The organism is Streptomyces uncialis, assembly GCF_001905345.1.
Lineage (GTDB): Bacteria > Actinomycetota > Actinomycetes > Streptomycetales > Streptomycetaceae > Streptomyces > Streptomyces uncialis.
In genome coordinates this window covers 279,588-301,640 of sequence record NZ_LFBV01000001.1, presented here as the reverse complement: position 1 = coordinate 301,640, position 22,053 = coordinate 279,588, and the positions used below count along the sequence as shown (strand labels likewise).

General features: G+C 71.4%; 16 protein-coding genes and 1 tRNA gene. 9 read left to right on the top strand and 8 right to left on the bottom strand.

Translation table 11 applies throughout. The features are described from left to right. Positions 1–469: 469 nt before the first annotated feature. Both AB852_RS01290 and AB852_RS01285 read right to left on the bottom strand, forming a co-directional pair. Positions 470–1,984 carry a DUF2252 domain-containing protein gene (locus AB852_RS01290; protein WP_079184217.1) on the bottom strand — a complete coding sequence of 505 codons (1,515 nt, stop codon included), beginning with the start codon at positions 1,982–1,984 and terminating at the stop codon, positions 470–472. 363 nt (positions 1,985–2,347) lie between these two features. Beyond that, positions 2,348–2,713, bottom strand: coding sequence for a winged helix-turn-helix transcriptional regulator (locus AB852_RS01285; RefSeq protein ID WP_073782718.1), 366 nt, complete (start codon positions 2,711–2,713; stop codon positions 2,348–2,350). A gap of 344 nt (positions 2,714–3,057) precedes the next feature. Between AB852_RS01285 and AB852_RS01280 the strand changes: the two genes are divergently transcribed. Continuing rightward, positions 3,058–3,717 carry an FMN-dependent NADH-azoreductase gene (locus AB852_RS01280; protein ID WP_073782716.1) on the top strand — a complete coding sequence of 220 codons (660 nt, stop codon included), beginning with the start codon at positions 3,058–3,060 and terminating at the stop codon, positions 3,715–3,717. 207 nt (positions 3,718–3,924) lie between these two features. Here AB852_RS01280 and AB852_RS01275 read toward each other — a convergent pair whose 3' ends face one another. Further along, positions 3,925–4,953, bottom strand: a complete 1,029-nt coding sequence (locus tag AB852_RS01275) for a hypothetical protein (RefSeq protein WP_073782714.1) — start codon at positions 4,951–4,953, stop codon at positions 3,925–3,927. 264 nt (positions 4,954–5,217) lie between these two features. Between AB852_RS01275 and AB852_RS01270 the strand changes: the two genes are divergently transcribed. Beyond that, positions 5,218–7,479, top strand: coding sequence for a heavy metal translocating P-type ATPase (locus AB852_RS01270; protein WP_073782712.1), 2,262 nt, complete (start codon positions 5,218–5,220; stop codon positions 7,477–7,479). 431 nt (positions 7,480–7,910) lie between these two features. Beyond that, positions 7,911–8,561, top strand: coding sequence for an Rv1352/Rv1906c domain-containing protein (locus tag AB852_RS01265; RefSeq protein ID WP_073782710.1), 651 nt, complete (start codon positions 7,911–7,913; stop codon positions 8,559–8,561). A 336-nt stretch (positions 8,562–8,897) separates the two neighbouring features. On the opposite strand, the gene AB852_RS01260 is transcribed toward AB852_RS01265, so the two are convergent. Then, positions 8,898–8,981, bottom strand: a tRNA-Leu gene (locus tag AB852_RS01260). A 1,107-nt stretch (positions 8,982–10,088) separates the two neighbouring features. Here AB852_RS01260 and AB852_RS01255 point away from each other — a divergent pair. From AB852_RS01255 to pknB, 6 genes are all read left to right on the top strand, one after another. Continuing rightward, positions 10,089–10,967 carry an FHA domain-containing protein gene (locus AB852_RS01255; RefSeq protein WP_073782708.1) on the top strand — a complete coding sequence of 293 codons (879 nt, stop codon included), beginning with the start codon at positions 10,089–10,091 and terminating at the stop codon, positions 10,965–10,967. Between the two features lie 10 nt (positions 10,968–10,977). Then, positions 10,978–11,499, top strand: coding sequence for an FHA domain-containing protein FhaB/FipA (locus tag AB852_RS01250; protein WP_073782706.1), 522 nt, complete (start codon positions 10,978–10,980; stop codon positions 11,497–11,499). Between the two features lie 120 nt (positions 11,500–11,619). Further along, positions 11,620–13,182, top strand: coding sequence for a Stp1/IreP family PP2C-type Ser/Thr phosphatase (locus tag AB852_RS01245; RefSeq protein WP_245876566.1), 1,563 nt, complete (start codon positions 11,620–11,622; stop codon positions 13,180–13,182). 26 nt (positions 13,183–13,208) lie between these two features. Then, positions 13,209–14,642 carry an FtsW/RodA/SpoVE family cell cycle protein gene (locus AB852_RS01240; protein WP_073782702.1) on the top strand — a complete coding sequence of 478 codons (1,434 nt, stop codon included), beginning with the start codon at positions 13,209–13,211 and terminating at the stop codon, positions 14,640–14,642. Next, entirely contained in the window at positions 14,639–16,108 is a 1,470-nt protein-coding gene (locus tag AB852_RS01235; protein WP_073782700.1) for a peptidoglycan D,D-transpeptidase FtsI family protein, read from the top strand. Before AB852_RS01240 ends, AB852_RS01235 begins: the two co-directional genes overlap by 4 nt. Positions 16,109–16,279: 171 nt before the next feature. After that, positions 16,280–18,367: a Stk1 family PASTA domain-containing Ser/Thr kinase gene (gene pknB / locus AB852_RS01230; protein WP_073782698.1), complete on the top strand. Its 2,088-nt coding sequence runs from the start codon at positions 16,280–16,282 to the stop codon at positions 18,365–18,367. 153 nt (positions 18,368–18,520) lie between these two features. Here the strand turns inward: pknB and AB852_RS01225 are convergent, their stop codons facing one another. Genes AB852_RS01225 through AB852_RS38295 form a run of 4 tightly spaced genes read right to left on the bottom strand, consistent with a single transcriptional unit; the run spans position 18,521 to position 21,924 of the window. After that, positions 18,521–19,276 carry a class E sortase gene (locus AB852_RS01225; RefSeq protein WP_107499100.1) on the bottom strand — a complete coding sequence of 252 codons (756 nt, stop codon included), beginning with the start codon at positions 19,274–19,276 and terminating at the stop codon, positions 18,521–18,523. A gap of 37 nt (positions 19,277–19,313) precedes the next feature. After that, positions 19,314–21,116 (bottom strand): class E sortase, encoded by a 1,803-nt coding sequence (locus tag AB852_RS41590; RefSeq protein ID WP_073782696.1) that lies wholly within the window; start codon positions 21,114–21,116, stop codon positions 19,314–19,316. Continuing rightward, a complete protein-coding gene (locus tag AB852_RS01215) occupies positions 21,113–21,751 on the bottom strand; it encodes an aminodeoxychorismate/anthranilate synthase component II (protein ID WP_073782694.1) in 639 nt (212 codons plus the stop codon). Before AB852_RS01215 ends, AB852_RS41590 begins: the two co-directional genes overlap by 4 nt. Then, positions 21,748–21,924 (bottom strand): hypothetical protein, encoded by a 177-nt coding sequence (locus AB852_RS38295; protein WP_099281593.1) that lies wholly within the window; start codon positions 21,922–21,924, stop codon positions 21,748–21,750. Before AB852_RS38295 ends, AB852_RS01215 begins: the two co-directional genes overlap by 4 nt. Positions 21,925–22,053: the final 129 nt, after the last annotated feature.

Genomic DNA, 22,053 nt, shown 5'->3' with positions numbered 1-22,053 from the left:
ACGCACTTCGTTCCGGTGCCGTCGCTCGGTGGGTGCGCAGTTCCCCGCGCCCCTGGATGCTGCCCCGATCCGTTGTCCGTCGGGTGCGGGTCGCCCTCGTCTTTGCGCAGTTCCCCGCGCCCCTGAAGGGGCGCCCCTTGCTGTTGTCCGTTGTCTGCGGACCCCCCCTTCCTCGCGCAGTCGCAGGACTCACGTAAGGGGGTGGGCGGGAATCTCTGCTCGCAGACTCCGATGCTCTTCAGTCGGGTCACTGGACGTCGTACCGAGCGTGTCGGAGCGAGGACGGAGAATCCCGACCGGCACCGACCCGAAGAACCGACAGATGGCGCCCCAAAGGGGCGCGGGGAACTGCGCACAACCACCGAGCGACGGCACAGGAACGAAGTGCGTCCACCCGGACGGACCTAGGAGGCGCAAGCGAAGGCGACCCGCACGGGGAACCCCGGGGGCGAGGGGGACGAAGGACCCCCTAGACCCCCAGCTCCGCGGCCACGCGGCCACCCCGCACCGCCGCCAGCAACGCCGCGTGATCCGCCTCCGTACGGTCCGCGTACGCCACCGCGAACGCCGCCACCCCCGCGTCGAACTCGTCGTTCTTGCCGCAGTAGCCCGCGAGCACCCGCGGGTCCGCGCTGTGCGCGTGGGCGCGAGCCAGCAGCGCCCCGGTCATCCGCCCGTAGTCGTCGAGCTGGTCGGCGGCGAGGGCGGCCGGATCGACACTGCCCTTGCGGTTGCGGAACTGGCGCACCTGGAACGGACGGCCCTCGACCGTCGTCCAGCCGAGAAGCATGTCGCTGACGACCTGCATCCGCTTCTGCCCCCGGACGACCCGCCGCCCCTCGTGATCCGGCTCGGGCGCCGCGAACCCGGCCGTCGCCAGATGGGGCACGAGCACGGAGGGACGGGCCTCCTTGACCTGGAGTATCAGCGGCTCGCCCCGGTGATCGAGCAGCAGCACGACATACGAGCGGGTGCCGACACTGCCGGTGCCGACGACCCGGAACGCCACGTCCTGGACGGTGTACCGGGCGAGCAGCGGCACCCGGTCGTCCGCGACGGTGTCCACGTACTCCGCGAGGGACGACGCCACCGACAGCGCCTCCTCGTCGGAGATCCGGCTCAGCACGGGCGGCGCGGCCAGAAAGCGCCGGCCACCGCCCTCGACGGGCTCCGTCGACCTCTCGGCGAACCGGCCACTGGTGTTGTTCCGGGCCTTCTCGCCGACCTTGCGCAAGGTGCCGGCCAGATCCTGGGCGTCCGCGTGGGAGACGAGCTCCTCGTCCGCGATGGCGTTCCACGCGTCCAGCGCGGGCAGCTTCGCCAGCAGCCGCATGGTGCGCCGGTACGCGCCGACCGCGTCGAAGGCGGCCCGCTCGCATATCCCGTCGCCCGCGCCCGTCTCCCGTCCGGCGAGGACGAGCGAGGTCGCGAGCCGCTTGACGTCCCACTCCCAGGGGCCGTGCACGGTCTCGTCGAAGTCGTTGAGGTCCATCACCAGCTCGCCGCGCGCGTCCCCGTACAGGCCGAAGTTCGCCGCGTGGGCGTCGCCGCAGAGCTGTGCGCCGACGCCGGTGACCGGGGTGCGCGCGAGGTCGTACGCCATGAGCCCGGCGGAGCCGCGCAGGAAGGCGAACGGGCTCGCGGCCATCCGGCCGACCCGTATCGGGGTCAGCTCCGGCAGCCGGCCCTGGTTGGACTCCACCACGGCCGTGACCGCGTCGGGACGCCCGGCGTCCGGCTCGAACCGGGCGTGCGCACCGCGGGGGACCCGCTCCCGCAACGCCTTGCCCGCGTCCTTCGCGGACTCACCCGGCACCGGGGAGCCGTTGGCGAACCCCCGCACCCGCGAGAGCCGCACGGAACGGGCCGCACCCAGCGCCACCGCTTCGCCGTCCTCCTCGCCACCGCCGCCGGAACCGGCGTACACCGCCGAACCTCCGGTCGGATCCGCTTCCGGCTCCGCACCCACCAGATCCTTGGCCATCACGACCGCCCCCTCCCTCGTACGGCACCCGCCCGCCGCCGGCCCGCATCGGATCGCACTGATGAGCGATGAACACCGATCGGCCAGAACCGTACCCCCACAACCGGAGTCCGCGTCAGCCCTGTGGACAACCACGCCCACCCGGCCCACCGGACCGTCCGACCCGCCCCCACCTGTGGAAAACCCGGCCACCCGTCCGAGTGAGACCCCGACGCGGCCATCCCGCCGAGCCCGCCCCCACACCCCGATCCGGCCGAACCCGCACCCCACGACCCACCGCCCCGTCGACCCGCAGACCCGTCGACCCGCTGGTCCACCGCCCCGTCGACCCAGCAGCCCGTCTCGGCGGCCAACCCTCTGCGACTAAGCCCCGGTGGCCGGACCCGCGCCCCGCGGACCGCCCGTCGCCCTGGGCGCGATCTGCTCCCGGCACGCCTGCGCCTTCTCCGGCAGATAGGTCTCGGCCCACAGCCCCAGCGCGGCAAGCGCGGGCTTCAGCGCGGCGCCCGTCTCCGTCAGCCGGTACGCGACCCGCAGCGGGGGGCCCTCGACGACCTCGCGCAGGACAAGCCCCTCGGCGGACAACTCGCTGAGACGGTCCGACAGCATGCGCTCGCTGATCCCGGGGATCGCCCTGCGCAGATCGGAGAAGTGCACGGGCCCGTCGAGCAGGACGGCGATGATCAGGCCGGTCCAGCGCTTGCCGAGCAGGCCGAACACCCGGGTCATCCCGGCGTCCACCGTCGCGCACGGACCGGCACCGTGCGCGTCCGCGGGACCCGGCCCGCGACCTGGCCCGGGACGGGCCTCCGTACCGCCGCGACCCGCCGCACCCCGAACCGCCGCAGCGGTCGGCTCCATCGCGTCCGTCGCGTTCGCGTTGCTCTCCGGGGCCGCCATGCCCACCAGCGTACTGCCCCTCCGAGGCGGGCTGAGAAAAAGTAAGTAGCTGTGCTACTAATAGCTACGAACGGAAAGGACGGCACGCCCGTCCCCCATGGTCGACGCCCAGCGCCGTGCGCCGCCATGAGATGTCCGGAAAATGTCTGTCCGCACCGATACCAGGAGACTTGATGGCCACCCTCCTCCACCTGGACTCGTCCCTCTTCCCGACCGTCGGCTCCACCTCGCGCACCGTGACCGGCGCCTTCCGTGAGGTCTGGGAGGCGCGGCACCCGCACAGCTCGGTGGTCTACCGCGACCTGGCCGCCGACCCGGTCCCGCACCTCGACTCCGTCGCCGCGTCCGCCGGGTTCGCCGATCCGGCGACGCACACCGCCGAACAGGCCACCGCCTTCGCCGCCCGGCTGGCGCTGGTGGAGGAACTGGAGCGCGCGGACGCGGTGCTGATCGGCGCGCCCATGTACAACTTCTCGATCCCGTCCACCCTGAAGGCGTGGCTCGACCAGGTGATCCTGCCCGGCCGCACCGCCGGACCCGCGTCCACGCTCAAGGGCAAGCCCGTCACGGTCGTCGCCAGCCGGGGCGGTTCGTACGCCCCCGGGACGCCCCGCGAGTCCTTCGAGTACGTGCAGAACTACCTGGGCGACCTGCTGAGCGAGATGCTCTCCCTGGACGTCGACTTCATCGTCCCGGAGCTGACGCTGGCACGGACCAACCCGGCGATGGCGGAGCTGATACCGCTCGCCGACGCCTCCCGCGAGAAGGCCCTGGAGGACGCGAACACCAAGGCGAAGTCGCTGGCCGACCGTCTCGTCTCGTCCGCCGCGTAGACGACGCACGCCGGTGCGGGTACGGAGGACACCCTCCGTACCCGCACCGGCGTACCCGTACGCACCCCACCGCCACCGGCCGACCGACCACCCCGCGCGCGTGGACGTCGATCCGGGGCACGAGCGGGCACCGCCGCACACGCGACTCAGTACCGACGGCCTCGGCCCCGAGCGGCACCGACGGCCCCAGCCCTGGCCCTGGCGGCCTCAGTGCTCGTGCCCGTCACCGCTCTCCCCGGACCCACCGGACCCACCGCTCTCGCCGGACTCCCCGGCGCCACCGGACTCCTTGGGCGTCGCGTCCGAGGGCCCGCCCGCCGGCTCGCCCGCCCGGACGGTGAACGCGGCCGTCCGCACCTCGCCCTTGTGCTGGAAGTCGAGGAACAGCCGGTACGTGCCCGTGCTGGGGGCCGTGGCGTGGAACGACACCTCCGGGCCGGGCTTCGTCCTGCCGTCGCCGGGCTCACCGCCCGGGTGGACATGCAGATAGCCGAGGTCACCGGAGCGCAGCGCGACCAGATGACCGTACGAGCCGAGGTAGGGCTGGAGGTCCGTGACCTCGCGGCCGTCCTTGCTGACCTTGAGCCGCAGCTGTTCGGCCGCGCCGGGACGCAGCTCACCCGCGAGGGTGACGGTGTATCCGTCGACGGTGGTGGTCCGGGACGGGGCCGGGACGGCGGACGGCCGGTAGGCGCCGGAGACGGCGAGGTCCGTGCCCAGCGTCAGATTGCCGGGGTCCTCGGCATCGCCGCCGGGGGTGAAGTCCGCGAAGAGACGGTAGTCGCCCGCCTCGGGCAGCTTCACGGGGGTGCTCCAGGTGCCGTCGGCGGCCAGCTCGGGGTGCAGATGCCGATAGGTCGTCAGATCCCGCGAGGCGAGGATGAGATGGAGATCCTTGCCGTGCTCACGGGTGTACGAGGTGAGCTTCCCGCCCTGGTCGTCGCGGATGGTGAAGCGCAGGTCCGTCTCCCGGTCTGCCGCGATCCGCGGGGTCCCGAGGTCGAAGGTGTAGCCGCCCTCGGACACCTGGAGCCCACCGGGCCGCGCCTCACCCGCCCCACCCGCCCCCTCGCCCTTCGCTTTCTCCTTCTCCTGCGGCTGCTCCGAGGAGGAGTGCTCCCCGTGGGCGGCGGGTTCCGCGTTCACCGGGTCGACCCCCGCACCCACCCCGTAGGCGGTCCCGAAGGACGCCGCCAGTGCTGCGGCGAAAGCGGTGATCTTCACTGCGGTGTTCATGGCTGCTCCTTGTGGCGTCAGGCGGCATGACTGCGGTCGGCACGGGCGGGCCGTCCGGCCGCCCCACACCGCGAACCTATACCCCTAGGGGGTATATTTCCACCCCCCTGGAACGCTTGCCTTTCGATAGGGGGTGGGGGTATACATGACCTCGACGCAAGGATACCCCCACAGGGTATCCAGACAACTGTGGGACAGCCCGTCGCACGACCCGCCGGAAGACAGTCCCGGCACGTCCCGCCCCTACGTACCGAGGAGCAGTTGATGAGCACGACGCTCGCCCCGACCGAACAGGTCGAGCTGGCCATCGGCGGCATGACCTGCGCCTCGTGCGCCGCCCGGATCGAGAAGAAGCTCAACCGCATGGACGGTGTCGAGGCGACCGTCAACTACGCCACGGAGAAGGCCAAGGTCACGTACTCGGGCGACATCGCCGTCGAGGACCTGATCTCGACGGTCGAGGCGACCGGCTACACCGCCGCGCCACCCCCGCCGCCCGACACGGGGAACGGCGGACAAGCGGCCGGCACCACCGCGCCCACCGAGGCCGACGAGCTGCGCCCGCTGAAGCAGCGGCTGGTCACGGCCGTGCTGCTGTCCGTACCGGTCATCGCGATGGCGATGACCCCGGCCCTCCAGTTCGAGTACTGGCAGTGGCTGTCACTGACCCTCACCGCCCCGGTCGTCACCTACGCGGCCTGGCCCTTCCACCGCGCCGCCTGGACCAACGCCAAGCACGGCGCGGCCACCATGGACACCCTGATCTCGGTCGGCACCTCGGCCGCGCTGCTGTGGTCCCTGTGGGCCCTGTTCTTCGGCACCGCCGGTATGCCGGGCATGACGCACGCGTTCGAGCTGACCATCGCGCGCGGCGACGGCGCGGCGAACATCTATCTGGAGACCGCCGCGGGTGTCACCGCGTTCATCCTGGCCGGGCGCTACTTCGAGGCCCGCTCCAAGCGCAAGGCGGGCGCGGCCCTGAGGTCGCTGCTCGAACTGGGCGCCAAGGAGGTCACCGTCCTGCGGGACGGCCGTGAGGAGCTCATCCCCACCCAGGACCTGGCGGTCGGGGACCGCTTCCTGGTGCGCCCCGGCGAGAAGATCGCCACCGACGGCACCGTGGTGGAGGGCTCGTCCGCGGTGGACGCGTCGATGCTGACCGGTGAGTCCGTTCCCGTGGAGGTCCAGGTCGGCGACACCGTCACGGGCGCCACGCTGAACGCCGGCGGACGTCTGGTCGTGGAGGCGACCCGGATCGGTTCCGACACCCAGCTCGCCCGGATCGCCCGGCTCGTGGAGGACGCGCAGAACGGCAAGGCCGCCGCCCAGCGCCTCGCGGACCGTATCTCGGCCGTGTTCGTGCCCGTGGTGATCGCCCTGGCACTCGGCACGCTCGGCTTCTGGCTCGGCAACGGCGCGGGACTCACCGCCGCGTTCACCGCCGCGGTCGCCGTACTGATCATCGCCTGCCCCTGCGCCCTCGGGCTCGCCACCCCGACCGCGCTGATGGTCGGCACCGGCCGGGGCGCGCAGCTCGGCATCCTGATCAAGGGCCCGGAGGTGCTGGAGACGACCCGCAAGGTCGACACGATCGTGCTGGACAAGACCGGTACGGTCACCACCGGCCGGATGACCCTGCTGCACGTACGGACCGCCGAGGGCCAGGACGAGACCGAGGTACTGCGTCTGGCGGGCGCTCTGGAGCACGCCTCCGAGCACCCGATCGCCCGGGCCGTGGCCACGGGCGCCGAGGAGAAGGCCGGTCCGCTGCCGGTCCCCGAGGACTTCGCGAACATCCCCGGACTGGGCGTCCAGGGCGTCGTCGAGGGCCACGCGGTCCTGGTCGGCCGTGAACGGCTGCTCGCGGAGTGGGCGATGGAGCTGCCCGCCGACCTGAAGCGGGCCAAGGCGGAGGCCGAGGCCGCCGGACGGACCGTCATCACCGTGGCGTGGGACGGCGAGGCCCGCGCGATCCTGGAGGTCGCCGACGCGGTCAAGGAGACCAGCGCGGAGGCCGTACGGCGACTGCGGGACCTGGGCCTCACCCCGATCCTGCTGACCGGTGACAACAAGGCCGTCGCCGAGTCGGTCGCCCGTGAGGTCGGGATCGACGAGGTCATCGCGGAGGTCATGCCCGAGGACAAGGTCGCGGTGGTCAAGCGGCTCCAGGGCGAGGGCCGTTCGGTGGCGATGGTCGGGGACGGCGTGAACGACGCCGCCGCGCTCGCCCAGGCCGATCTCGGCCTCGCGATGGGCACCGGCACGGACGCCGCGATCGAGGCGGGCGATCTGACCCTGGTCCGCGGGGACCTGCGGTCGGCCGCCGACGCGATCCGGCTGTCCCGCAAGACCCTCGGCACGATCAAGTCCAACCTGTTCTGGGCCTTCGCGTACAACGTCGCCGCGCTTCCCCTGGCCGCGGCGGGCCTGCTCAACCCGATGATCGCGGGCGCGGCGATGGCGTTCTCGTCGGTCTTCGTGGTCGGCAACAGCCTGCGCCTGCGGGGCTTCCGCGCCGCGAGCTGATCCCCGGGCGGCCTGTGCCCCGTACCCCCGCTTCCTGGGAGTACGGGGCACAGCCGTGCGCGCCGGACCGTGTCGCGGGTGCCGTACCCGGGGGCGCGGGTCCGCGGGTGAACGGCGGAGGCGATGATTTCGGCATATGCCATCCGCAGCGTCGGTATGTCGGGCACGATGGGCGGGCCGCTTCGCACGCGGTCGCCACCGCCCGTCACCGTCGACCGGGTCCTCTCCCGTGTGTCATGGCCGGACCGGTGGTTGTACCGTCCCGGTTCCATGGCAAGTGTCAGAACCTTGCGGTGGCACGCGACTTGAACCGGGACCCGGGCCGACGGCGAGGGTGCCCGGCCCGGGTCGCGGATTCCATGGAGAGAAGAGCGCACCCCGGGGCCGTCGCCGCGCCGGGGTCGCTCGGTTCAGCACCCGGAGGTCCCGACATGACCAGCACTCCTCCCCCGACACCCCCGATACCGCCGATACCGCCCGCCGACCGGCCCGACGCCTTCGGCCCCCCGCACTGGGGACCCACGACACCCGCCCACGCCCCGCAGCCGTCGTCGGCCGGGGGAAAGCCGTCGAGACGCTGGGCGTTGCTCACCCATGGCGCGACGGCGGTCGTGGCGCTGATGCTCGGTATGGCGGCGACCGGCGGCGGGGATTCCGGCGGGGCGGGGGACGGCAAGTCGGCGCCCGCCCCGACCGTGACGGTCACGAAGGCCCCCCGGGGCGGGGCCCCGGAGCCCGCCGCGACCGTCACGAAGACGGTCGAGAAGACGGTGAAGGAGACGGTCACCGCCAAGCCGAAGCCCGCGCCCAAGAAGGCCGCGGAGCCCGGCCCGTCCGCCGCGATCGAGGCCGACGGGATGTTCCTGGCGGGCGAGGACATCCAGGCCGGGACGTACAAGACGGCGGGTCCCGAGGACGACGACTTCGGCCTCGGCTGCTACTGGTCCCGCCAGAAGGACGCCTCGGGCGAACTGACCGGGATCATCGCCAACGGCAACATCACCGGCATGACCCGGGTGACGGTCAACAAGGGCGAGTACTTCGAGACCACGGGCTGTCTGGACTGGCGCAAGGTCTCCTGACCCACCACGGCCCACCGCGTGCACCGCCCGCCACAGCGCTGGCACCGCCCGCCACGGCCCACCGGCGGCACCACCCGCTTCGGTCCGGCGCCGGCACCGCCCGCCACGACCCCCCGTCGACCCCGACCACCACGGCGGACCCGCGTCCTCGGTCCCCCGTCGGTCCCGCCCACCGCGGCGGTCCCACGGTCCGCCAACGGCCATCCGCCCGCCGTGACCCATGTCACGGCGGGCGGGGCAGCGCAGTCCCCGGGCAAGGCGCCTGCGGACAACGAGGAACGGGCCCCCGCCCGGACCTGAGTCCTGGACGGAAGCCCGTTCACCGGTACTTCTCTGTGCGCGAGGGGGGAGTTGAACCCCCACGCCCTTTCGGGCACTGGAACCTGAATCCAGCGCGTCTGCCTATTCCGCCACCCGCGCATGGGTGTCGTCCTCGGGCCCCTCACTGGTGGTGCGGGCGCCTTCCGACATGCAGAAGATTAGCACGATGGCGAGGGTGGACTCACCCCCGTTTTCCCGCACCCCGGACCCGCCCGGACCCCGTCCCGCCCCGCCCGGAACGCACCGGACGTACCCCGCCCCACCGCTCCGACCACCGGAAACGCGTCCGCGGGCACTCTCCCGGATGAAGTGCCGGGACCCGGGCACTGCGCGCGGTGCTCGCACGTTCACCGTACGAAGGCACCCTCGGCGCCAAGAGGTCAACGGCACCACGGGGGACACCGGCCGCGGCAGATTCGGCGGCGGAGGAGCGGAAGCGGAGCACGTAAAGACGCGTAGGACACGGAGAAGGAGATCAGCGGAATGACGTAGGAGGCGGGAGGGACGGGAGAGGACCGCCGGGCGGCAGGAGGCAGCCGCCGGGAGCGGAGAGCAGCGAGCCGCTGTTGACCGCCGGGCCGGGAAACAGCCGGGCCAGGAAGCAGCCCGGGTCGGCAAGCAGCCGGGCCGGCAGGTCGCCTGGCCGAGAAGCAGCCGGACCGAGGAGCAGCGGTCGGGGCCGAGGAGCAGCGGCCAGGGGCGCGAGGCAGGGGCACGGAGGCACGAGGCACCGGGTGCGGAGCACAGGGAGGAGCACGGAGAGTGGTGAGCGGAGGCGTGGCGCCACCGACGCGGCAGACCGGGGCAAACCCGCACAAGCGGGGGAGGCCGTCCCGGGCCGGTGCCCGTCACAAGGCACCGCGGGCGTCCCCGTCCTGTCCCAACCCGGCACCAGGCCGCGTCCATCCCACCGGTATGGACCGGAGTGCTCGCCAGGTGCGGGACACTGACACAAGAGCCCCTCTACGATCCCCCCGTGGGAACACGTTGTCGAGGGGGCCATGGGAACGGTCGGGAGGGGAAGGGGTTCCGGAGGGCCTGCGGAAGCCAGGTCCGGCTCGGAAGGATCACCCGCCCCGCCATGGGGCAGTCCTGTGAAGGCCGACACTCGTCGGCCGGGGCGGACAGGGGGAACCAGCCGATCGACCGGCGCGTGGATACGATCAGTAAGCAGTACCAGGACGGCAGCGAAGGAGGAGGTGCCCGATGGGAGTCCTGAAGAAGTTCGAGCAGCGCCTCGAAGGTCTGGTCAACGGCACCTTCGCCAAGGTCTTCAAGTCCGAGGTCCAGCCCGTCGAGATCGCCGGCGCGCTCCAGCGCGAGTGCGACAACAACGCGACGATCTGGAACCGCGACCGCACGGTCGTCCCCAACGACTTCATCGTCGAACTGAGCACACCGGACTTCGAGCGCCTGAGCCCCTACTCGGGCCAGCTCGGCGACGAGCTGTCCGGCATGGTCCGCGACTACGCGAAGCAGCAGCGGTACACCTTCATGGGACCGATCAAGGTCCATCTGGAGAAGGCGGAGGACCTGGACACGGGTCTGTACCGCGTCCGCAGCCGCACGCTCGCCTCCAGCACCTCCCAGGGCCCGCCCGGCTCCGGCGGCCCCACCGCGGCCGGCGCCCCCGGCGGCTTCCCGCCCGCCCCGGCCGGCCCCTCGGCGGCCCCCGGCCGTTCCGGCGGCGGCTACGGCTACCCGAACCAGCCTCCTGGCGCGCCTCCCATGCCCGCCGCACCGCCCGGACGCCCCGGCGCGGGCGGCCGCGGCCCCGGTGGACCCGCAGGCGCGCCCGGCACGCATACTCGGCACTGGGTGGAGATCAACGGCAACCGCCACCAGATCTCCGGCCCGACGCTGGTGCTCGGCCGCAGCACCGACGCCGACGTGCGGATCGACGACCCCGGCGTCTCCCGCCGGCACTGCGAGATCCGGACCGGAACGCCCTCGACGATCCAGGATCTCGGGTCCACCAACGGCATCGTGGTGGACGGGCAGCACACCACCCGCGCTACGCTCCGCGACGGCTCGCGGATCGTCGTGGGCAGCACGACCATCGTTTATCGGCAAGCCGAAGGGTGAAGCGGGGGCAATGTCAGAGCTGACCCTGACGGTCATGCGGCTGGGTTTCCTGGCCGTACTGTGGCTGTTCGTCATCGTGGCCGTCCAGGTCATCCGCAGCGACCTGTTCGGTACGCGCGTCACCCAGCGCGGTTCGCGCCGTGAGAGCGCGCGACCGCAGCAGGCCGCACGACAGGCCGCCGCGCCCCCGCAGCAGCGGGGCCAGCAGAGTGGTGGTGGTGGCCGCCAGCGGCGCGGGGCGCCGACCAAGCTCGTCGTCTCCGAAGGCACCCTCACGGGCACCACGGTCGCCCTCCAGGGGCAGACGATCACGCTCGGCCGGGCGCACGACTCCACGATCGTGCTGGACGACGACTACGCGTCCAGCCGTCATGCCAGGATCTACCCCGACCGGGACGGCCAGTGGATCGTGGAGGACCTCGGGTCCACCAACGGCACCTATCTCGAACGGGCCAGGCTGACGACCCCGACCCCGGTACCGCTGGGCGCGCCGATCCGCATCGGCAAGACCGTCATCGAGCTGCGGAAGTAGTACGACAATGAGCCAGCGGAGCGAGCGGGCCGGGACCGTCCCCACGACGGACGCCGGTGCGCTCCCGACCGGAGGGTGGGCACCGTGCGGATGTACCCGGAGCCGACAGGCGAGGTGCGCATGAGTCTGTCACTGCGCTTCGCCGCCGGATCGCACAAAGGCATGATCCGTGAGGGCAACGAGGACTCCGGTTACGCCGGTCCCCGGCTGCTCGCGATCGCCGACGGGATGGGCGGGCAGGCGGCGGGCGAGGTCGCCTCGTCCGAGGTGATCTCGACACTCGTCACCCTCGACGACGACGTGCCCGGCTCCGACATCCTCACCTCGCTCGGTTCGGCGGTGCAGCGCGCCAACGACCAGCTCCGGATGATGGTCGAGGAGGACCCGCAGCTGGAGGGCATGGGCACCACGCTCACGGCCCTGCTGTGGACGGGCCAGCGCCTCGGTCTGGTGCACGTCGGCGACTCCCGCGCGTACCTCCTGAGGGACGGCGTCCTCACCCAGATCACCCAGGACCACACCTGGGTGCAGCGGCTGGTGGACGAGGGCCGGATCACCGAGGAGGAGGCCACCACGCATCCGCAGCGCTCGCTGCTGATGCGCGCGCTGGGCAGCGGCGACCATGTGGAACCGGATCTGTCGATCCGTGAGGTCCGCGCGGGCGACCGCTATCTGATCTGCTCCGACGGGCTGTCCGGAGTGGTCTCCCACCAGACGATGGAGGAGACCCTCGCCAGCTACCAGGGCCCCCAGGAGACCGTGCAGGAGCTGATCCAGCTCGCGCTGCGCGGCGGCGGCCCCGACAACATCACGGTGATCGTCGCCGATGTCCTCGACATCGACAGCAACGACACCCTGGCCGTACAGCTCTCCGACACCCCGGTCGTGGTCGGCGCGGTCGCCGAGAACCAGCACCAGCTGCACGACGGCGGCGCCATGCAGACGCCCGCGGGGCGCGCGGCCGGCCTCGGGCGCCAGGTGCCGGGGCAGGGCGGCGGCAGGGACGGCGAGTTCGGCCCGCCCGGCAGCGGTGACGACTACGCGCAGGAGGGGTCCTTCGGCGCGTACGGCGACGACGACTTCACCAAGAAGCGCGGCGGCGGCATGAGATGGCTGAAGATCTCGCTCGTCCTCGTGCTCGCCATCGCGGTCGTCGGCGGTGCCACGTACGGGGGCTGGCGCTGGACCCAGACCCAGTACTTCGTCGGCACCAAGGACGAGCACGTCGCGCTGTACCGGGGCATCAGCCAGGATCTCGCCTGGGTGAGCCTGTCCGAGGTACAGAAGGACCACCCCGAGATCGAACTCAAGTACCTGCCGCCCTACCAGCGCAAGCAGGTCGAGGCGACGATCGCCGAAGGCGGCCTCGACCAGGCCACCGACAAGATCAACGAGCTGGCCACCCAGGCGTCGGCGTGCAAGAAGGACGCCGAGCGCCGCACGGTCGAGCGGGACAGCGCCAAGCCCGGCGAGGGCGAGGCGGGCGGCACCACCGGCACCCCGTCCCGTGCGGGCGCGGGGACGGCCACCGGCGCCGCGCAGGCGCAGCCCGCGAGCTTCGGGCGGGCGCCCACGCCGACCCCGACCCCGGGCGCGAGCTCCAGTCCCCGTCCCACACCCACACCCGGCCCCAGCTTCTCCGAAGAGGAGCGCAAGCTGGTCTCGCTGTGCGGTAAGCAGTAAGCAGCCGTGAGGGGCCCTGTCACACCATGAGCCGTACGAATTCGTCGACGCACAACACCTCGACCATCGGTGCCATCGGCGCGCCCAGCAGGCGCAACACCGAGCTGGGACTGCTGGTCTTCGCGGTGGTCATCCCCGTGTTCGCGTACATCAACGTCGGGCTTGCCATCGACGGCGAGATCCCGACCGGTCTGCTCGGATACGGCATCGGGCTGGGCCTGCTCGCGGCCGTCGGCCATGTGGTGGTGCGCAGGTTCGCGCCCTACGCCGACCCGCTGCTGCTGCCGCTGGCGACCCTGCTCAACGGCCTCGGCCTGGTGGTGATCTGGCGTCTCGACCAGTCACCGCGGCTGCACGCGATGGCGGCGTCCCGGGGCAACGAGTTCGTCGCGGCGGCCCCCCGCCAGCTGCTGTACTCCGCGATCGGCATCGCGCTCTTCGTCGGTGTGCTGCTGCTGCTGAAGGACCACCGCATCCTCCAGCGGTACACCTACATCTCGATGGCCGCGTCGCTGGTGCTGCTGCTGCTGCCGCTGGTTCCGGGGCTCGGCCGGGATGTGTTCGGCGCGAAGATCTGGATCAGCATCGCTGGGTTCTCCATCCAGCCCGGTGAGTTCGCGAAGATCGTCATCGCGGTGTTCTTCTCCGGCTATCTGATGGTGAAACGCGACGCCCTCGCGCTGGCCAGCCGCCGGTTCATGGGGCTCTATCTGCCGCGTGGCCGGGACCTCGGGCCGATCCTCACCATCTGGGCCGTCAGCCTGCTCGTCCTGGTCTTCGAGAACGACCTCGGTACCTCCCTGCTGTTCTTCGGCATGTTCGTGATCATGCTGTACGTGGCCACCGAGCGGACCAGCTGGATCGTGATCGGCCTCGGGATGTCCGCCGCCGGAGCGGTCGGTGTGGCCACCTTCGCCGGCCATGTCAAGGCCCGGGTGGACGCCTGGCTCGACCCGTTCGGCTGTTACGCGGACTCCGGCGCCTGTGAGCAGATCGGCCAGTCGATCATGTCGTTCGGCTCCGGCGGGGTGCTCGGCACCGGCCTCGGCCAGGGCAACAGCGACCTGATCGGCTTCGCCGCCAACTCCGACTTCATCTTCGCCACCTTCGGCGAGGAGCTCGGTCTCGCGGGCGCCATGGCGATCCTGCTGCTCTACGGCCTGATCATCGAGCGGGGTCTGCGTACCGCGCTCGCCGCCCGTGACCCGTTCGGCAAGCTGCTCGCCGTCGGCCTCTCCGGCGCGTTCGCCCTCCAGATCTTCGTGGTCGCCGGCGGTGTGATGGGCCTCATCCCGCTGACCGGTATGACGATGCCGTTCCTCGCCAACGGCGGTTCCTCCGTGATCGCCAACTGGGCCCTCGTCGGCATCCTGCTCCGTATCAGCGACACCGCGCGCCGTCCCGCGCCGATGCCCGCATCGAACCCCGACGCCGAGATGACCCAGGTGGTCCGCCCGTGAACAAGCCACTGCGCAGGATCGCGATCTTCTGCGGTCTGCTGATCATGACCCTGCTCATCCGGGACAACTGGCTCCAGTACGTCAAGGCGGGCGAGCTCCAGGACAACGGGAAGAACCGCCGGATCTCCATCGAGCGCTACGCCCAGCCGCGCGGCGACATCATCGTCGACGGCAACCCGATCACCGGCTCGGCGAAGACCAACGGCAGCGACTACGCGTACAAGCGCACGTACAAGAACGGCCCCATGTGGGCGCCGGTCACGGGCTACGCGTCGCAGGCGTTCGGGGCGACCCAGCTGGAGTCGCTGGAGGACGGGATACTCACCGGCAACGACGACCGGCTCTTCTTCCGCCGCACCCTCGACATGATCACGGGGAAGAAGAAGGAGGGCGGCAATGTCGTGACCACCCTCAACGGCGCCGCCCAGAAGGCCGCGTTCGAGGGGCTCGGCAGCAAGAAGGGCGCCGTCGCCGCGATCGACCCGACCACCGGCGCGATCCTGGCGCTGGCCTCGACCCCGTCGTACGACCCGTCCAAGTTCGCCGGGAACTCGACCACGACGGACACGCCCGCCTGGCAGAAGCTCCAGAAGTCGCAGAACCCGGACGACCCGATGCTGAACCGGGCGCTGCGGGAGACCTACCCGCCGGGCTCGACGTTCAAGGTCGTCACCGCGGCGGCGGCCCTGGAGCACGGCCTGTACCCGGACCCGGACGACAAGACCGAGACCCCGCTGCCGTGGGTCATGCCGAACACCCGGACCGAGCTGAAGAACGACGGCCCGCTGCCCTGCAAGGACGCGACACTGCGGATGGCCCTCCAGGTCTCCTGCAACACCGTCTTCGGCAAGGCCGGCGCGGACCTCGGCAAGGACAAGATGCGGGAGACCGCGGAGAAGTTCGGCTTCAACTCCGAGCACTTCATCCCGGTCCGCGCCAACGCCTCCGTCTGGCCGAAGGAGATGGACGAGCCGCAGACCGCGCTCAGCTCCATCGGCCAGTTCGAGACGGCCACCACCCCGCTCCAGATGGCGATGGTCGCCGCCGCCGTGGCCAACGACGGCAAGCTGATGGAGCCGTACATGGTCAGCCGGCTCCAGGCGCCCAGCCTCGACGTCATCGAGAAGCACACCCCGGACGAGATGAGCCGGCCGCTCTCCGAGGAGAACGCGCAGAAGCTCCAGTCCATGATGGAGACCGTCGTCGAGAAGGGCACCGGCAGGAACGCGCAGATCAACGGCGTGAAGGTCGGCGGCAAGACGGGCACCGCGCAGCACGGTGTCGACAACAGCGAGAAGCCGTACGCGTGGTTCATCTCGTACGCCAGGACGGACTCCGGCTCGCCGGTCGCCGTCGCGGTGGTCGTCGAGGACAGCGACGCGAGCCGGGGTGACATCTCCGGTGGCGGACTGGCCGCGCCGATCGCCAGGGACGTGATGAAGGCGGTCGTCGACGGCAAGGAGTGACCCCGGTCACGTCCCTTTGACATCGGTGCACGTTGCGGTACCGGTCCTGTATCAGGTCATCCACACGGCCGGGGCAGGTAGGACGATCCGGGTACGGTATGCCGGACAGCACACCGCCCGGACCGTACGACGACGGTACGGTCGGGACCGACGGAGAGGGCTGGAATAGCTATGGAAGAGCCGCGTCGCCTCGGCGGCCGGTACGAGCTGGGCCATGTGCTCGGCCGCGGTGGCATGGCCGAGGTTCACCTCGCGACCGACACCCGGCTCGGCCGCACAGTAGCCGTGAAGACACTGCGGGCCGATCTGGCCCGCGATCCGTCGTTCCAGGCCCGGTTCCGCCGTGAGGCCCAGTCCGCCGCCTCGCTCAACCATCCGGCGATCGTCGCGGTCTACGACACGGGTGAGGACTACATCGACAACATCTCCATCCCGTACATCGTGATGGAGTACGTCGACGGTTCCACACTGCGTGAGCTGCTGCACTCGGGCCGCAAGCTGCTGCCCGAGCGGGCCATGGAGATGACGATCGGCATCCTCCAGGCCCTGGAGTACTCGCACCGCAACAACATCGTCCACCGTGACATCAAGCCCGCGAACGTCATGCTGACGCGCACCGGGCAGGTCAAGGTCATGGACTTCGGCATCGCCCGTGCGATGGGTGACGCCGGTATGACGATGACGCAGACCTCCGCCGTCATCGGCACGGCCCAGTACCTCTCGCCCGAGCAGGCCAAGGGCGAGACCGTGGACGCCCGTTCCGACCTCTACTCCACGGGCTGTCTGCTCTACGAGCTGCTGACCGTGCGCCCGCCGTTCATCGGGGACTCCCCGGTGGCGGTGGCCTATCAGCATGTCCGGGAAGAGGCCCAGCCGCCGAGCGTCTTCGACCCCGAGATCACCCCCGAGATGGACGCGATCGTCCTGAAGGCGCTGGTCAAGGAGCCCGACTACCGCTACCAGTCGGCCGATGAGATGCGCGCCGACATCGAGGCGGCCCTCGACGGCCAGCCGGTCGCGGCGACCGCGGCCATGGGGTCCGTCGGCTACGGCGGCTACCAGGGCGGCTACGGCGACGACCAGTCGACGACGGCGCTGCGCAGCCACGACGGCGCGCCCGCGACGACGATGCTGCCGCCGGTCAACCCGGACGACGGCGGTTACGGCTACGACGACCGGCCCGACCGCCGCCGGCAGAAGAAGAGCAGTGCCGCGACGATCCTGCTCGCCGTGGCGGGTGTGCTGGTGCTGGTGGGCGCGATCCTGATCGGCAGGTGGATCTCCAGCGGCGGCGGCGGTGAGGACGCCCCCGTCGAGGTGCCGAACTTCGTCAGCAAGAAGCTGACCGACGCCGAGCGGCTGGCCGACAACAGCTATCTGAAGCTGAGCGTCGTCCGCAAGCCGTGCGAGGACCAGCCGCGCGAGAGCGTGTGCGACCAGACCCCGGCGGCGGACACCGAGCTCGACAAGGGCGAGACGGTCACCGTGACGGTGTCGACGGGCGCCCCCAAGGTCGCCGTGCCGAACGTCATCGGTGACGACGTCGGCGACGCCACCAAGAAGCTTGAGGCGGACGAGTTCAAATTCGACGTCTCGGAGGAGGCCAAGGAGTCCGCCGAGGAGCCGGGCACCGTCCTCGACCAGAAGCCGGGCTTCGGCACGGAGCTGGAGAAGGGCTCGCCCGTCACGCTGATCGTCGCCAAGGCCAAGCGCCAGGTCACCGTGCCGGATCTGGCCGGGCAGACCTGTGACACGGCCAAGCAGCAGCTCCAGAGCAACGACCTGGTAGGCACCTGCACCGAGGTCGAGACCGAGGACAGTGAGGCGGGCAAGGTCTTCGGCCAGACCCCGTCGGCGAACACCTCGGCCGTCCCCGGGTCCACGGTGTCCCTCCAGATCGCCAAGGCGCCGAAGGAAGAGGAGGAGGAGCAGCCCGCGCAGGTCGCGGTGCCGCTGCTGACCGCCAAGACCCTCGGCCAGGCGAAGCAGGAGCTGACGAACCTGAAGCTCGCGGTCGGCCAGGTGGGCGGACCGACGGACGACAACGCGATCGTCATCACCTCCAACCCGCCCGCCGGGACCCAGGTCGCGGAAGGCACGGCGATCACCCTCCAGACGACCGCCGGGGCCACCACCGGGAACCCGGGCGGTCCGGGCGACCAGGGCAACGGCGGCACCGGGGGCGACGGGGGCGGCGGCGAGGAAGGCGGCGACGAGGTCGGCTTCTTCGGCGGCGTGCTCGGAGGCCGCAGGAGCTAGCGGCTCCCGCGCACGGTCCGGTCCGGTCCGTCCAGCGCATCGCAGAAGGTCCCGGTCCCCCGCTCGACGGGGGGCCGGGACCTTCTGCTGTACGGGCGGGTCCGCAGGCCGTACGTGCCGGTGGCCGGTTGCCTGTACGTGCCGCTCAGGGCGTCAGCGCAGTTCCTTCGGGGGTGTCCGGTCCTCGTCGACCTTCTCGGTGCGGACCATCTCGCCCCAGACCACGTACCGGTAGGTGGATGTGTACACCGGGGTGCACGTGGTGAGCGTGATGTACCGTCCGGCCTTCTTGGCGCCGGACTCCTTGGGCACGGGGTCGAGGACCTTCACGTTGTACTTCGAGGTCTCGGGCAGCACCGAGTACACCTTGTAGACGTACCAGGTGTCCTTGGACTCGAAGACGATCGGATCGCCGTTCCTGATCTTGTGGATGTCATGGAACTTGGCGCCGTGGCCGTCCCGGTGCGCGGCGAGCGAGAAGTTGCCCTTGGGGTCCTGCGGGAGCGCCGACCTCACCGGCTTGGTGTAGTAGCCCGCGACCCCGTCGTTGAGGAGGCCGGTCGCCGTCCCCTTCTTGATCAGGATCTCGTCGTCGCCGTTCATCGTCGGGACATGCAGGAAGCCGATGCCGTCCTTGGTGTCCAGCGCGCCCGGTCCGCCGGGTCCGGCGGGCCCGTCACCGGCCCAGGTGTCACGGACCTTGTCGCCCTGCTTGTCGGCCTCCCGGTCGGCGAGGACGTTGGTCCACCACAGCGAGTACGCGACGAACAGACCGAGCACCAGCCCGGCCGTGATCAGGAGTTCACCGAAGACGCTGACGGCGGCGGCGGCCCTGCCGCGCCCCCGCCGCTGTCCCGGCGTGACCGGAGCCGTGTCCGGCCGCTCGTCGTGCTCGGTCGTCGTCACCACTGCATCGTGCCCTGTCTGTCCGTACGGTCCGTGCGGCTCAGCCGACGAGGGCGTCCGGCTTCCCCTCGGAACGCGGCCGCTCCTCGGCCATCTTGCCCCACACGATCATCCGGTACTTGCTGGTGAACTCGGGTGTGCACGTGGTCAGTGTGAGGTAACGGCCCGGTCCGGTGAAGCCCGACCCGGGCGGAATCGGTTCGAGGACGGAGACGTTGCTCGGCGGGGTCTGCGGCAGGATGCTCGCCATCTTGTAGACGAAGTAGGTGTCCTGGGTCTCGATCACGATCGGGTCACCGGGCTTCAGCCGGTTGATGTACCGGAACGGCTCGCCATGGGTGTTGCGGTGGCCCGCGACCGCGAAGTTGCCCGACTTCGCCTCCGGCATCGCGGTCTTGAGGCTGCCCTCGGCGTAGTGGCCGACCAGCCCGCGGTCGAGGACGCTCTTCTTGTCTATGCCCTCGGCGACGGGCACGACCACGTCCAGGGCCGGGATGTGCATGATCGCGAAGCCCTGGCCGGGCTCGAACGACCCGGGGGCGCGCTTGCCCTTGGCCCAGTCCTCCTGGATCTGGTTGGCGGCGCCGTTCGCCTGCTGCTGGGCCCGGATGTTCGTCCACCAGAGCTGGTACGTGACGAACAGCAGCATCAGCACACCGACGGTGATGAACAACTCCCCCAGCGCCCGGCTGACGACGACACCGGCGGTCGGCTTCCGCGCCCGTGCCGCGCGCCGGGCCTCCACCCGGGAGAGCGGGGCGGGCCCGTGGGAGTCGGGGTCGTCGTCGTAGGCGGCCCGGTCGCCGTACCGGTCGTACTCGTCGTGCTCGCCGTCCTCGTCGTACTCGTCGTGGGACCCGTGGCCGTCGTACGGGGCGGCGTCGTAGGGGGCCGGGACGTGCGGGTCCCGGTGGCGGGGCGCGCGGTGGGCGGACCGGTCGTGGGCGCCGGGGTCGCGCCCGTCGTCCCAGCGGGGTCCGGCGAAGCCGTCAGGTGCCCCGGAGACGGCCGGGAGGACCACGGTGCTCTGTACGTCACCCGGGTCGCGTTCCGCGGCCCTGTGGCGGGCGGTACGGCCTTCGAAGGGGCGTTCGGGACCGGGGCCACCGCTCCGGGGGCCCGCCCGGTGCCCGCCGGGGGCAACGCCGTCGTACGGACGGAAGGGGGCGGTGTGCGGTGCGGGGACCTCCGCCGGGAGGGGGCCGGGTCCCGCTATTCGCGCGGCGGGCCCGGGGCGGCCGGTCCCGTCTACGGGAGCGGGGGCGGGGCCGGTCGCCGCGGGGCCGGTCGCTGCGGGAGCGGAGGCGGTGGGGCCGGCCGGGGCGGGGGCCGGGCCGGGGTGACGCGGGGTGCCGTGACGCGGGGTGGCCGGGCCCGGGGTGCCGTGGCCCGGGGTGGGGTACGGGGCGGGGCCGCCGTGCGACGGGGGTGCCGGGTCGACGGGGTGGTCCACGTATCCGTACGGGATGTCCTGGGCGGGGGCGGGCCGCTGCGGGGGATACCCGTCCGGTCCGGGCCGCTGCGGCGGGTATCCGTCCGGTCCGGGTCCGCCGTACCAGTCGCGGGCGTAGCCCTGGGGGTCGTACCACTCGCCCGTGGCGGGCGGCGGCTGGCCGGGCGGGCCGCCCAGGTCCGGCAGCGGATCGCTCAGCGGATCGGCGAGCCCCCGCACGGCCGCCTCGAACGCCCCCGGCACCTCGTAGGCCGCCTCGTAGGACCCCGTACGGGGCACCTCGTACGGTCCGCCGTACCGGCCGTCCCCGTGGACGGCACCGGGGTCGCCGGTGTCCGGCGGGTCCGCGGCTCCCGGGCCGGAATCCCGCTCGGGGCGTACCGCGGTCACGCGCTGGCCCTGCCCACGACCGGGGCCAGCCCGGCCGATCTGTCCACGGCACCGCTGTCCCCGCAGACCGTCAGCCAGTTGGCGAGCATCCGGTGGCCGTGCTCGGTGAGCACCGACTCGGGGTGGAACTGCACACCCTCGACGGGAAGTTCGCGGTGGCGCAGTCCCATGATGATGCCGTCGTGGGTGCGGGCCGTGACCTCCAGCACATCGGGCACGGTCGCGGGCTCGGCGGCGAGCGAGTGGTAGCGGGTCGCGGTGAACGGCGAGGGAAGTCCGGCGAAGACGCCCTGCCCGGCGTGCTCGACCGGTGAGGTCTTGCCGTGCAGCAGCTCGGGGGCCCGGTCCACGACACCGCCGTACGCGACGGCCATCGACTGCATCCCGAGACAGACCCCGAAGACGGGCACCCCGGTCGCGGCGCAGTGCCGGACCATGTCGATACACACGCCGGCCTGCTCCGGGGTGCCCGGACCGGGTGACAGCAGCACACCGTCGAACCCGTCCTGGGCATGGGAGGTGGAGACCTCGTCGTTGCGCAGCACCTCGCACTCGGCACCGAGCTGGTAGAGGTACTGGACGAGGTTGAAGACGAAGCTGTCGTAGTTGTCGACAACCAGAATCCGCGCGCTCACTGGGTGGGGGCCCTTCCCTCGTCGACGGTCACGTCGTTGAAGGGGAGCAGGGGCTCGGCCCACGGGAACACGTACTGGAACAGCACGTACACGACCGCCAGGGCGAGGATCAGGGACAGCATCGCCTTGATCAACGCGTTTCCCGGCAGATGCCGCCAGATCCAGCCGTACATGCCGTCCCTACTCGCCGTCGGTGTTGTATGCGTCAACCAGAGTACGGGGACGGGACTCGGGTTAGGGGGTGTTGCCGTGCAAACCCCCGTCCGAGCGGCTCGGTGTCCGCGCCCTGGACCACGGGCTTG